The organism is Enterococcus hulanensis (genome assembly GCF_005405485.1).
Taxonomy (GTDB): Bacteria; Bacillota; Bacilli; order Lactobacillales; family Enterococcaceae; genus Enterococcus_A; species Enterococcus_A hulanensis.
The window spans coordinates 235,622-249,346 of record NZ_BJED01000005.1 but is presented as its reverse complement, the minus strand read 5'-3'; the positions used below and the strand labels follow the sequence as shown (position 1 = coordinate 249,346).

Genomic DNA, 13,725 nt, shown 5'->3' with positions numbered 1-13,725 from the left:
TTCAAAACTATATTTAGCCATAAAAATACCGACCTCCCGAAGTTAGATTTTTGGTCTAACTTTTGGGGGTCGGTACACACTACGAATGGTGTTTTTCTTCATATAAAATGCCTTTTTCTGAAAGCGCGTGTTTGATTTCTGCTAGGTCGTCCAGTGTTTCATAGGCGATCGTGTGGAGATGGATGCCTGCCGTCAGCTCAGACAAAAGCGTCACTTGCGAGCCATTTGCTTCTTTAATGAACGTATCAACATCTTGTTGTGTCGTTAGGTGCAGTCCGCCGACCAACTCTCCGTATAACGGGTGCTCCACCACTACATCTATCACTTCACCGCCGTGTTCGATGATCGTGCGTAATTCTTCTTCGGTCTGATCAGGTGCATGCTGCACGGCAATCTTGCTGATCAACTTTTCTGATTCGCGTTCTAACAAATATCCCCGCGCGGTTGCAATGATATTTTCGCCTGCTGCTCGTAATAAAGCAACATCACCGACCACGATCTGGCGGCTTACGCCAAATTCTTTAGCAAAGCTGGTTGCACTGATGGGCTTTTCCGCCTGCTGCAGTGCTTCTAAAATCTCGGCTTTGCGTCTATCGCCATCAAGCATGCTATTTCAACCGCCCTTCTTGATAATTTCGTGACTGCTTCATAATATCTTTGAAGGTTTCGACAATCGTCTCACGATAATTTTCATCCTTCACCAAATCTGCGACACCCTGCAACACCTTTTCTTCGCGGCCAGTATCCAAAACAGCCTTCTTCGTTTTCGCTTTATACGCAGTCACTTCACTAACTGCCGTCATTCTTTTTTCTAATAGCGAAACGAGCTCTTGATCGATTTGATCGATCTTTTCTCTCGCTTGAGTGAGCTGATCTTTTTCATTTTCTTCTTCGATTGTCTTAATGATCCGAGCTGGATTTCCGCCGACTACAACATTGTCGGGAAACGATTTTGTCACGACTGCCCCAGCTGCCACAACAACGTTATCCCCCAACGTTACCCCAGGGACCACGACTGCCGATCCGCCGATCCAGACATTGTTGCCAATGGTAATCGGATTGCCAAGCTCTTGTCCGCTATTACGTTTTCCTGGTTCTAATGGATGACTCGCCGTATATAATTGCACATTCGGGCCAAATAAACAGTTGTCTCCAATGGTGATGGGACAAATATCTAAAAAGATATTGTGGAAATTACAGTAGAAATTCTCGCCTACAAAAATATTGTAACCATAATCAAACGAGATTGTCGGTTCTACATACACCCGGTTTTTAGTTCCGCCAAAAGCTTCCTTTACAAACTCTTCGCGTTTTTTCTTATCTGTTTCTTGATTGATTGCCTGTAATTTTACCCGTGCATCTCTTCGGTCTGCTACCAACTCAGCATCTCCTGCAAAATATAATTTACCGGCGATCATTTTTTCCTTTTCAGTCAACTCCACACATTTTCCTCCTATAGTTGTATTAAATGGATTGTTTTGCTTTTTAATTATCATTCTATGCAGAATGATTAGCTCCTCGCAATTCGTGAAGCTGTCAAATAACTATTCTACACTTTTTCAAAAACGGCAGTACCGTTAGCTTGGACAAAATTATACTCGCCCGCTAATGGGATCGGTGTTTGGTTGATCACCAATACTTTTGCATCTTTGCGTTTTTCATAAATTAAATCACAAAATGGATGAACTTGGAAGCTCGTTCCGACAATCACAACAAGCTCTGCATTGCCGACTGCCGTGATTGCTTGCTGGATAACGGCATCTTCAAAGCCTTCACCATACAAAACAATATTCGGCCGAATTTGTCCACCGCAATCTTTATGAGTGTCACTTTGTAAATAATCTGTCCACGCTACTGCCTGCTGACACTTGCGGCAATAACAATCGTAAAGGGAACCATGAAAATTCACCAAGTGCCGACTCCCTGCTGTCTCGTGCAGACCATCAATATTTTGCGAGATCACCCAGATATCCTTCGTGTTTTCCATCTCCGCCATTGCTTGATGAATAATATTGGGACGTGCCTCCTCATGATACAAGTGTTTGACAAATTGATAAAATTTCTCAGGTTCACGAATCAAACACTCGCTGCTTAGTAGATATTCTGGTGCTTCAAGTCCATGATAGACACCTTGCAATGAGCGATAATCCGGCACCCCCGAAGGAGTGGAGACACCCGCTCCTGTTAGAAAGGTAATTTTTTTACTTTGCTGAATCATTTTTACTGCTTGATCAACTGTGATTTCCATTTCTGTCACCTCAAGAACCAGTATAGTATAAATGCTGGCTAAAATAAAAAGAGTTCCCCCAGCTTAAAAAACTGAGGGAATTCTTTTTAGAAATCTTTTACTTGCTCTAAAATTTTTTCAGCTGTTAAACCGAATTCTTCTTGCAAGAAGCTTGGGGTACCTACCTGACCGAAGCGTTCGTCGACGCCGATCCGTGTCAATGGTATCGCCAGGCCGTTTTCAGCTAAAACTTCAGCAACAGCACTGCCTAATCCCCCGGTAATCGAATGGTTTTCGATCGTTATCACGGCTTTTTTTCCACTAAAGCGCTCAAGTAATAGTTCCTTGTCTAACGGCTTAATGGTAAACATGTCGATCACATCAGTTGAAATTCCTTTTTCTTCCAGCATTTCAGCTACTTCTAATGCTTCGGATACGAGCTGTCCAGCAGCAACGATCAAGTAATCTTGACCCTCCCGCAAAAGATTTCCCTTACCGATCGAAAAAGTTGAGCCAGGAGCATAAACATTTTTTACTCCTTTTCGATTTCCTCGAACATAGTGGACGCCTTTTAATTTCGCGAACTCTTTTATGATCCAGTCCATCTGCACCTCATCAGCCGCATCACAGATCACTACTTTCGGAATTGAACGCAGTAAAGCAATATCTTCCCATGTAGTATGTGTTCCGCCGTTATGCCCCGCAGCAAAGCCGGGATCGGAACCATAGATATTGATCGTATTATCCGCGTATGCTCCGGAAAGATAGATTTGATCCAATACACGACGCGTGGCGAATGGTCCAAAGGTGTGAATAAATGGGGTGTAGCCAGTCAAACTAAGGCCGGCTGCTACTCCTACCATATTTGCTTCCGCAATCCCCACGTTAATAAAACGATCAGGTACGTCTTTTGCAAGATCTGTCCACTTGCTGGCACCGCCAAGGTCAGCATCGAGTGCAACGATTTTCTCATCAATCGCCATCGTTTCTTTTAATGCATCAACAACTGTTGCCCGTAACTCTTTTCCAATTTCATGATTATCTGCCAAAGTAAACATGTTAGACACACCCCTTTCTTAGTTCTTCCAGGGCTTTGTCGGTTGCCTCCTGAACTGCTTTGCTATCAAATTTTACTGAGTGATTAGCATCCATTTCTTCAAAGAATTTTACACCTTGACCTTTAATGGTATCTAAAACAATACAAACTGCTTGGTCTTCGACTTTTTTACAGTTTTCGATCGCTTGATCGATCGCGATGAGATCATCACCTTTGACTTTTTGAGTCGAAAATCCAAAAGCCCGCATTTTTTCTGCAATGTCAAAAGGATTTAAAATATCTTGTGTCGTTCCATCTAATTGCTTTTTATTTTCGTCAATAATCACGATACAGCGATTTAGTTTAAAATGGGCAATGTACTGAAAGGCTTCCCAGCATTGACCTTCATTTAATTCGCCATCACCAACAATCAGATAAACATAGCTCTCGCTGCCCTGCATTTTTAAGCCAGTAGCGATACCAGCTGCCAGTGACGTTCCTTGTCCTAAAGAACCGGTGGTAGCATCAACACCCGGCGTTTTTATCCGATCTGGATGTGACGGCAAGTTTGTCCCGCCTTCGTTCAAAGTCCACAGCCATTCTTCCGGAAAGAAGCCAACAGCTGATAAGGTACTATACCAAGCCGGCCCTGCGTGACCTTTCGAAAGTACTAACCGATCCCGTTTTTCCCATTGCGGATTCTTTGGATCATAAACCATTTGTTTTCCGTAAAGCACCGCCAATAAATCGGCAATAGAAAGCGACCCGCCGATATGTCCGGCCCCAACTTTTCGAATCGCTTCAATACTATTGATCCGAATCTTTGCTGCTAGTCCTTCTAGCTCTGTTACCATTTTCTTATCCATTCACTTTAACCCCTCTTATTCTGAGACAGCTTTTGATTTTTTATTTTTACCTATGATAGTCAAACCAATCAGTACGGCTAACACAGCAACGATTCCTGAAATGACTGCGATCTGACCGCCGGCATTGGCTAAGTTTCCTAAGAAGATTCCTACAACACCATAGTCCGTATCAGAGAATGTTGAGCCTTGGAATCCTAGATCACCCATTACTGGCATCAATAGAATCGGCATAAAGCTGATAATTACGCCATGAACAAAAGAGCCGATGACAGCGCCGCGCAACCCGCCTGTTGCATTTCCGTATACTCCGGCAGTCGCACCGCAGAAGAAATGAGGAACAACCCCTGGAATGATCACTGTCGTTCCAGTAATAACCATGATTGCCAAACTTACAATCCCGCCGACAAAGCTAGTCAAGAAGCCAATTAATACTGCATTTGGTGCGTAAGGGAAAACGATCGGGCAGTCCAATGCAGGAATTGAATTTGGTACTAATTTTTCTGAAATCCCTTTGAAGGCTGGGACGATTTCCGCCAAGATCAAACGAACACCAGCTAAGATAACAAAAACTCCAGCCGCAAACGAACCGGCTTGTTGTAATGAGTAAATAATGTAGTTTGTTCCATCGCTTAAATTAGTCGAAACGTAAGTATTGCCCGCAAATAATGCGACGATCACATAAACAATTGCCATTGTAATAGTAATGCTGACTGTTGAATCACGTAAGAACGATAATCCTTTCGGGAAATTGATATCTTCGGTTGATTTTTCTTTGTTGCCGACATATTTTCCGATCAAGCCGCTTAAGGCATAACCGAAGTTTCCTGTATGCCCCAAAGCAACGGTGTCATTTTTCGTAATTTGCCGCGTAAATGGCTGAGCAATTGCTGGAAAAATTGTGTTGGCAATCCCTAGAGCTAATCCGCCGAACAGAACTAACGGCACTGTTCCCATTTTTGTTACGCTCAAGATTACACCGATCATACAAGACATATATAATGTCGCGTGACCTGTTAAATAGATATATTTGAAGCGTGTGAAGCGAGCGATCAAAATGTTAAAGGCCATGCCGACCAACATGATAAGTGCTGTATAAGTGCCATATTTTGTTAAGGCTAGTGCAACGATCGCTTCATTATTAGGAACGACCCCTTGCATATTGAAAGCTGCTTGGAACATTTCGCCAAAAGGTGCCAATGAGCCTTCCACGACACCCGCTCCGGCAGTGACAACTAAGAAGCCGACAAAAGTTTTGATTCCGCCTTTAACAATTGATGCTGTGTCTTTCTTTTGTAAAAGATTCCCTAAAATAGCAATCAATGCAACCAACAGTGCAGGTGTACTCGCAATATCGATTAATATATCTAAAATCCCATTCATTTGTATTCCTCCCGTTTCGTTTTAAAGTAATCAATTTTCAAAAAAATATATTATTCTCACCACGTATAACATTTTGTTAAGGAGGTTCAGCCTTTTATAACAAGGAGCCTAATCCATTCACCCAGCTATATACTGACCTCCCGTTTAATTAGAGCAAGCCTTTTTCTTCGCAAACTGCTTGAACCTTTGTTTTTAATTCGTCCATATCAATGATGCTGTCTAAAATGACAACTTCTCCTAAATGTTGTGCGCTGTCTGCCAGATCGGTGCCAACAAAAAAGACATCTGCAAGATCTGGTGTTGCACTGCCCATATCATAATGAGCAACTTCTACATCGCTGACTCCTAGTTCTTGTAAAACACTATTGATATTCATCTCTACCATAAAGCTTGATCCCAAACCGGATCCGCATACTGCTGCAAATTTCATTAGTTATTCTCTCCTCTAGTTAAAATAGTTGTGATTTCTTCTTTAGTCGTTGCTGCTAATAACGCCTCCAGATTTTCACGATTGGATAATAGTTTCGTTAAACTGGACAATGCGCGTAAATGAGCTTCATTATCAACAGCTGCTAAGCAAACGAATAGTTGAATGGCATGCTTTTCGTCCCCCAGCAATAAAACAGGTTTTTCTACTTTCAGCAGGGACATTCCCAACGCCTTTACACCGTCTTCTGGGCGAGCGTGAGGCAAAGCAATCCCCTTGCCAATATGGATAAACGGACCATATTGTTTCACTTTTTCGATCATCGCCTCTGAATAGCGAGACTCGATTTTTTGGCTGTCTACCAATGGTTGTGCCGCTAAACGAATGGCATTTTCCCAATCAGCGACTTCATCACTGATTTGGATCATTTCGGGGGTAATAAGTTCTGTTAGCATTGGACGATTGTCCTCCTTCTGCTCAATTAATCGGTTCATTTTTTTATTTAATACTTTGTACAGTTTTTCCTTGGTCACTCCATTTTTCAATTCAATGTAGGGTTTCAGTGCTTTGAGAATTTCATCTGCACTAGGCATAGAAAAACCGGGAACAAGCAATTCCTCCTGAACTTGATTGATCAATTGATTTTTTTCTAATTGCGACATCAATGGTTTGACCAAGTAAACACGCTTTTTACTGTCTAATGGAATCGTCGAGAAGACCACATCGTAGTTTTCTTCAGAAACGCTCTGCAATTGATCCACCGAACCGGCTTCTTGAAAACGAATCGTCGAAAACATTTTTTTCAATTCCGTCTGCAGAATCAACGAGGAACTGATTCCACTTGGACAAACGATCAAAGCCCGCACTTCTTTTTCTGCCGCTTCAGCTTTCTGGTTCGTGATCGCTCCGCCAAATAGAATTGAAAAGAAGCCGACTTCCTCAATAGGAATTTTTTGTTCCACAACTTGTTCTAACGGAAAGAGCGCCTGCTTCGTAAAATCAAAAATTTCCGGATAATCCATTTGAATATTTTCAATCAAAACATTGGGTAAATAAAAACCAAATCGAATGCGAAAATAAGCAGGAACAAGATGATAAAACAGATTCATCAGCAATTCACGAAAGTTCGAGAATTGGATGGCGGAATAATTTTCCATCCGATGAATTATTTCAGCCGAACAATTCAATAAAAAATCTAATTGCAAATCGCGAATCTCGCCTTGAACGATCGTTATTAATACAACTGTCATATAGCCCAGCTCGTACGGATTGCTTCCATTAAAAAATATTTGAAAGAAATTCTCGCTGGCTTGATAAGCCGTCAATGACCGCAAAACTTTTAACTCAGTTAAATCGGTTAAGCGCTGTTGTTCAATTCTCTTGTAGGACAATCCCAGCAATAAACTGACTTCGTCGATGCGACTCGGTACGATGGTCAAGCCCAAGGCACCGGTTTGTTCTTGAATGACGTCGCGAATCTGTGCGTACAAAGTCAGATCAAATTGGTTCAACCAATAAAACAAACCAAATTTCCCAATCGTATCTTGTACCAATAGTGCAACAAAATTTTGAGCGACCCGACGAATCTCAAGCTCATCTCCTGTCAGGAAAAAACCATTCTTCCTAGAATAAACCAGCTCGATTTTTTGTGAAGCCAGATACTTTCGAAGCTTTTTAACGTCTGCGATTGCAGTTCCTTTTGAGATTTCCAAAAAATCCTGAAAATGAAACAGTGACAACTCCTCAAAAGCGGAATAGCTCAGCAAGTAAATCAATGCTTGCCGCTGCTCCTCGGAATATACAAAGAAGTCGTGTGTTTCATTTACGAGCTTCCGTGTCCATTGCTCAGTCGTTATCGTCGCAATGAACACCCGTTGTTCTTCAGTGTCAGCGTTTGTCTCAACGGTCAAATTCAATTCTGCTAATTGAGTCGCGAGCTCACTGGCAGATAGACCGGTTTGTTGTGCCGCTTCTTTTAATGTTACGTAACAATTAAAATTGTTGGATAGGAGATAGCTCATCTTGTAATTCACTTTCTCCTCACCTCCTGACTAAAGTATAGGGTGTAACCGTTTTATTGGCGATCATTCTTCAGTACAATTTACGTTTTAAAAATCGAAACGATTGTACCAAAGCTATTTTTGTGTATTTGCTGCAATACTTAATCGTAGCATTTGTATTTTGCCTTTTTAAGTTGAAAATTTTTTCTCAGAGAAAGAGCTTATTTTCATTTTTTGTCTTTTTTGACAAAAAAGTCGTGATGAATTAAAACTTTCTGCCAACTTTTTTGTTCGTTTCAAATGATTTCCATTGACTTTTTCATTTGTAGGCTTTAGACTGTGAAGCATAATAACTGAATACGAGATGCCTCAGAACAATGAGGTAGAGGTCGCGAACCTTATTAACCCTATGGAGTGTAGAGACACGTTGAAATAGGTCTAGGAAGTTTCGCCGAAATGTACAAAATTCTCTTTATTTTGTATGTTGGGACGCAAGCGAATAACTTGCGGACTGTCTTAGCAGTGATGCTAAGTTGCGCTATGTTTTTGTGAGAGGGAACATCATCTTCTTATTATCTGCAAGCGGCCTTATACACGAAACGGCGGCTTTTTTTGTTGCAGATTTTTAAAACACGCTTTACCCAATCTCGTGATTTCAAGAAAGGGAGAAATATATGAATAGAAGAAAATTTTCAGTTATCGCACTCATCGCATTATTTATTTCATTTCTAGGAGCCCCATTAGTCACTCAAGCAGACGCAAAGACACCTGAAGGAGAATTGCGTGTCGGCATGGAAGCCGGCTACGCCCCTTTTAACTGGACACAAAAGGATAGCCGCAACGGCGCTGTGCAAATCCAAGGCGATAAAGCTTACGCCGGCGGGTATGACGTTCAAATGGCGAAAAAAATCGCTGATAAAATGAATCGCAAATTAGTCATTGTCAAAACAGAATGGGATGGTTTGCTGCCTGCCCTGCAATCTGGCAAGATCGACGCGATTATTGCCGGGATGTCGCCTACTGCTGAACGACGCAAAGAGGTCGACTTTTCTGATGCGTATTACGAATCACAGCTGGTCATTGTCACGCGTAAAGATACTAAATATGCCAAAGCCACTTCCATCAAAGATTTTGCTGGCGCAAAGATCACCGGACAGCTGAGCACATTCCATTATGATGTCATCCCTCAAATCCCTGATGTCAAAAAACAGGGCGCTATGGATAATTTCCCAGCGATGCGCGTTGCATTGGAATCTGGAACAATCGATGGTTACGTCAGCGAACGACCTGAAGGTGTGACTGCCGAAAGCGTGAACCCTGATTTGAAAATGGTGGAATTCGACAAAGCGGATGGCTTCCAAACCAATCCCGAAGATGTCCAAGTTTCGGTTGGGATGCGCAAAGGCGATCCTGATATGGCACAAGTCAATCAAATCTTAAGCGGAATCCCGCAAGATGAACGAGTAGAAATCATGGACCAAGCCATTAAAGATCAACCGGCTACAGATGAAACGCAAAATGCTTCAGGCAAAAAAGAAAATGTTTTTGTTCGTATCTTAAAACAAAATGGCTCTATGTTCCTACGCGGTACAGGTACGACCTTGCTGCTGGCAATTGTTGGTACGACTGTTGGGACATTGATTGGCTTGTTAGTCGGAGTCTTCCGGACGATCCCAGAATCAAACAATAACGCAAAACGCGGCCTGCAAAAAGTCTTTGGTTGGCTGTTAAATGCCTACATTGAGATTTTCCGCGGTACACCGATGATCGTTCAGTCAGCCGTAATCTATTACGGGATCGCGATGGCGTTCGGGATCGACTTGAACCGGACAGCCGCTGCTTTGTTCATTGTATCTATTAACACAGGTGCTTATATGTCAGAAATCGTCCGCGGCGGAATCTTCGCGGTTGATCAAGGTCAGTTTGAAGCGGCCCATGCGATCGGGATGACTCATGGACAAACCATGCGCAAAGTTGTCTTGCCGCAGGTATTGCGCAATATCTTGCCAGCGACCGGGAATGAGTTAGTAATCAATATCAAAGATACCTCTGTATTGAGTATCATCTCTGTTTCTGAACTGTTCTTCCAAGGGAAATCGGCTGCCGGAACGAACTACATGTTCTTCCAGACCTACTTCATTATTTGTGTGATCTACTTCGTATTAACCTTCACAGCGACCCGTATCTTGCGAGCTGTTGAGAAGAAAATGGACGGCCCTTCAGCCTATGTCCGTTTGGATGAGGTAGATGTAGCAGTTGGCGAAGATAAATAATAAAGACTGGACGATAAGACTAAGAAATTAGTTCGTGAAGCCAGACATCACTAGCATGATTATTACAATGTTTTTTCTCGCGAAAGAAGAATAAGGAGGATCATTATGAGCAGTATCATTGAAATCGAACATTTGAAAAAAAGTTTCGGCGATAATCTCGTCTTAAAAGATATCAGTATGAACGTCAACAAAGGAGAAGTCGTGACCATTATCGGAGCCTCTGGTTCTGGTAAATCAACTTTTCTGCGTTGTATCAATTTATTAGAAACTCCAACGGATGGAAAAATCCTATATCAGGGAGAAAATGTTTTAGCTCCTGGGTATAACTTACCAAAATACCGGACTCATTTAGGGATGGTTTTTCAATCCTTCAACCTCTTTAACAATATGAACGTCTTGCAAAATTGCATGAGCGGTCAAGTCACAGTTTTAGGTCGTAAAGAAGACGAAGCCCGCAAAATAGCGGTGAAGAATTTAGAGGAAGTGGGAATGGCGCGTTTCATCGATGCCAAACCAGCGCAGCTTTCCGGCGGACAAAAGCAACGGGTCGCGATCGCTCGTGCCCTTTCAATGAACCCGGAAGTGATGTTGTTCGATGAGCCTACATCAGCCCTTGATCCTGAAATGGTCGGCGATGTGTTGCAGATCATGAAAAAATTAGCAGAAAGCGGCTTGACGATGGTGATCGTGACCCACGAAATGGCCTTTGCTAAAGAAGTTTCCGATCGGGTCATCTTCATGGACCAAGGAGTCATCGCTGAACAAGGAACACCGGAAGATATTTTTGTAAATCCTAAAGAAGCTCGAACAAAAGAGTTTCTGCATCGGGTATTGCATCCATAAGTCTACATGCGAAAAAGCGGCAGAAGCGTTCAGCTTCTGCCGTGATTTTTTTTGCCAAAGATTCTTTGATAATACTGATCTGCCCTGCGATATGAGACGATCCAGATGCCGGATACTAAGAATCGGCCAAAGATTCCGATTGGCGGAAAAATAAACACGCCGCCCAAGACAGCTAGATTAATGAGCATGGATAGCTTGCTGCGATGATCGCGAGTTAAAACTTTCACCACGTGACTGTCAGACTCGTTGGCTTTGATAAGCTGTTTCGATAAAACACCATACGAAAAACTCCACATCATGTAAACCACCACATAAGAAAATTCCGGCCAAAAATGGTCAGGATTCCGACCCACCCAACTCGTCACTGCCGGGCATAATGTTAGCCAAAATAACCAAAAAATATTTGCCCAAATTACGCGATAATTGATCTTTTCTGCCATCTGCATCATCCGATGATGGTTCACCCAGATTACAGCGACAAAAATAAAACTAACAATATAAGCAAATAATGTATTGGTGATGCTCAGCAGCGAAGCGAGCGAGGGCGCGTCAGGTATCTGGATATCAAGTACAAGGACCGTTAATACGATCGCAACGACGCCGTCAGTAAATGCTTCCAAACGTGACTTAGTCATTTTTTCACCTTCTTTCTTAGAATAGCATGAAAATTGTTTTTCCCTATATAATTTTACTCACCTTTTACCGGCTAATAACTGACAGGTTTTTGTAAATAAAGTACAATATAGGAGAAATATGCTTAAAAAAATTCAGATTAATAACCCAATTTAATAAAGGAGGAAAACAGATGTTATACGAGGAACTTATGTTTGATGCGTCGCTCCTCTTGCGTTTTAATATCTTTAAATACTTAAATCAAACAACTAAAAAAGTATTAGCCATCAGTCAACTGTCAGAAGACTTGAATTTAAACTACCAGCAAAGTGTCATTGAATTAAATGAAATAGATCAAGAAATGGCAGAAATTCGTCCGAATCACGAAACGATCATGATGCGTGCCGGAAAGGTGAACCTAGAAAACCTTAACGCTACCGTCGATGAGTATCGTTACCATCTATTGCAGCAAGCAGTGCCGTTCCAGTTCATCCTATACTTCTTAAATGAAGAAAATCCAACAATCGAACAATTTTGTGAGAAATATTTTGTGAGCCGTTCCACAGTTTCCCGTAAGATCGACAAGCTGAAAAAGCATTTGAAACGCTTCAATATTCGTTTTACTTATACAGAGGCAGGTATGTCTGGAGATGAACGTCTGATTCGTTTAGCATTATTTGATCTTTTATGGCTGGGAACTCGCGGAATCGAATGTCCGTTAAATGTCGATCAGCATCAATTGGAACAAATCGTTGATACATACAAAGAATACTTCCCATTGTCTCGGACTTACTTTGGTACGCAGGAAATCAAATTGTTCACTTCCATCATTATGATTCGTGTCAACAATAAGAAGTTCGTCAAATACGACCCGCGCTACAATTTCTTAATGAAGGATAATCCTTATTATGATTTTACTTCCTTACGTGATTTAGTCGATGGTCCTATGACGACTCGTCAGCTGAAGGGTGAATCCAGCTTCATTTATTTCTTAGCCCATTATTCACCATTCTATACGATTCGTGACGATCAAAGCATGAAGCAAACGATCCATGATTTTGCTGCACGGCCAAATCCTGTCAATGATTTCGTTGTAGAGTTCCGTAACTTTGCGAAAAAGGCGTTGTTCCCTGATCGCCCGGAAATGATGGATGATCCGTTAGTGGTCGCAAACTTGTTGAACATTACCTTTGGCTACTATATTTTCCGTCAGCCATTCCCAAGCATGATTGAATTGGTGATGGACCCAAATGAAAAACAAACACGCGGCGAATATATTTTATTCCAAAATATCCAAAACTTTATGCAGATGGCCAAAGATCATCCGCCATACGGTTTCATTAGTTCGGTACACCCGATGCTTACGCGGGCCTTTAAACGATTATTGCTGCCTTACTTCAATCAGTTCCCGTACGCAAACAATTTAAAAGTCGGGATCGCTTTGGAGCACAATGCCATCTTTGTCCGTGATCTGTATCGCTTCTTGGAGGATCTGCGCTTCATCGATGCTGAGCCGTATGATGTATCGTTGAAGGATGATTACGATTTGATCATCAGCTCGTCATCCTTACTGAAAAAAGAAAAACCGCATATTCAGTTGTATCAACTGGACTTTCCATACACGAAAAACGAGCTCATTCCGCTCTACTTGGAATTGCGTAATATTTACGACAAGAAAAATCGCGTTTATGAATAGACAAAACTCCCAAAGACATGAGGACATGTTTTGGGAGTTTTTTTCGCTATTGAAATTCCTGTGAGCCTTTGCCTCTAAAGCGCGGTTGTTTATTTTCTGTCTACGCCTTGAAAATTACTCAATATAATTTAATTATTAGGAATTCGAATTTATACTATTTTGAGGTAAGCTCCTTAATATTTCGAACAATTTTTCGCGGCATTATATATTGATGAGCTTTATTTCTTATAAAATTAATGGATTCGCTATTCTTTCATCACATTTTATTCATAAGTAGTTGCTATTATATAAGCATACCAACAAACAACCCTAACACTTTTTCATTTTTTAACTCCTTTGCTCATCGGCCACCCACCGATGAGCTC

The 13,725-nt window shown here is 41.7% G+C and carries 12 protein-coding genes and 1 riboswitch; of the genes, 3 read left to right on the top strand and 9 right to left on the bottom strand.

Features of this window, described 5'->3' with window-relative positions; all coding sequences use genetic code 11:
• Nucleotides 1-79 precede the first annotated feature (79 nt).
• The 8 genes from FFR60_RS07665 to FFR60_RS07630 all read right to left on the bottom strand — a co-directional run bounded on the left by FFR60_RS07665 (nt 80) and on the right by FFR60_RS07630 (nt 7,969).
• Nucleotides 80-607 (bottom strand): transcription repressor NadR, encoded by a 528-nt coding sequence (locus tag FFR60_RS07665; protein WP_088934176.1) that lies wholly within the window; start codon nt 605-607, stop codon nt 80-82.
• A gap of 1 nt (nt 608) precedes the next feature.
• Nucleotides 609-1,442: a chorismate mutase gene (locus FFR60_RS07660; protein WP_137663676.1), complete on the bottom strand. Its 834-nt coding sequence runs from the start codon at nt 1,440-1,442 to the stop codon at nt 609-611.
• 107 nt (nt 1,443-1,549) lie between these two features.
• Nucleotides 1,550-2,248, bottom strand: coding sequence for an NAD-dependent protein deacylase (locus FFR60_RS07655; RefSeq protein WP_137663675.1), 699 nt, complete (start codon nt 2,246-2,248; stop codon nt 1,550-1,552).
• Between the two features lie 86 nt (nt 2,249-2,334).
• Nucleotides 2,335-3,285 carry a transketolase family protein gene (locus FFR60_RS07650; protein WP_137663674.1) on the bottom strand — a complete coding sequence of 317 codons (951 nt, stop codon included), beginning with the start codon at nt 3,283-3,285 and terminating at the stop codon, nt 2,335-2,337.
• A gap of 1 nt (nt 3,286) precedes the next feature.
• Nucleotides 3,287-4,129: a transketolase gene (locus tag FFR60_RS07645; RefSeq protein WP_137663673.1), complete on the bottom strand. Its 843-nt coding sequence runs from the start codon at nt 4,127-4,129 to the stop codon at nt 3,287-3,289.
• 15 nt (nt 4,130-4,144) lie between these two features.
• Nucleotides 4,145-5,509: a PTS ascorbate transporter subunit IIC gene (gene ulaA / locus FFR60_RS07640; RefSeq protein ID WP_137663672.1), complete on the bottom strand. Its 1,365-nt coding sequence runs from the start codon at nt 5,507-5,509 to the stop codon at nt 4,145-4,147.
• Between the two features lie 148 nt (nt 5,510-5,657).
• Nucleotides 5,658-5,939, bottom strand: a complete 282-nt coding sequence (locus tag FFR60_RS07635; protein WP_088934170.1) for a PTS sugar transporter subunit IIB — start codon at nt 5,937-5,939, stop codon at nt 5,658-5,660.
• Complete coding sequence (locus FFR60_RS07630; protein WP_137663671.1) at nt 5,939-7,969, bottom strand: BglG family transcription antiterminator; 2,031 nt, start codon at nt 7,967-7,969, stop codon at nt 5,939-5,941. The genes FFR60_RS07635 and FFR60_RS07630 overlap by 1 nt, the downstream gene beginning before the upstream one ends.
• Nucleotides 7,970-8,311: 342 nt before the next feature.
• Nucleotides 8,312-8,485: riboswitch (Lysine riboswitch) on the top strand.
• Nucleotides 8,486-8,610: 125 nt separating this feature from the next.
• On the opposite strand from FFR60_RS07630, the gene FFR60_RS07625 reads away from it, so the two are divergent.
• On the top strand, nt 8,611-10,209 hold the full coding sequence (locus FFR60_RS07625; protein WP_088934168.1) for an ABC transporter permease subunit: 1,599 nt from the start codon (nt 8,611-8,613) through the stop codon (nt 10,207-10,209).
• Between the two features lie 105 nt (nt 10,210-10,314).
• Complete coding sequence (locus FFR60_RS07620; RefSeq protein ID WP_088934167.1) at nt 10,315-11,052, top strand: amino acid ABC transporter ATP-binding protein; 738 nt, start codon at nt 10,315-10,317, stop codon at nt 11,050-11,052.
• 29 nt (nt 11,053-11,081) lie between these two features.
• Here the strand turns inward: FFR60_RS07620 and FFR60_RS07615 are convergent, their stop codons facing one another.
• Complete coding sequence (locus FFR60_RS07615; RefSeq protein ID WP_137663670.1) at nt 11,082-11,687, bottom strand: TMEM175 family protein; 606 nt, start codon at nt 11,685-11,687, stop codon at nt 11,082-11,084.
• A 170-nt stretch (nt 11,688-11,857) separates the two neighbouring features.
• Between FFR60_RS07615 and FFR60_RS07610 the strand changes: the two genes are divergently transcribed.
• A complete protein-coding gene (locus tag FFR60_RS07610; RefSeq protein WP_088934165.1) occupies nt 11,858-13,360 on the top strand; it encodes a helix-turn-helix domain-containing protein in 1,503 nt (500 codons plus the stop codon).
• Nucleotides 13,361-13,725: the final 365 nt, after the last annotated feature.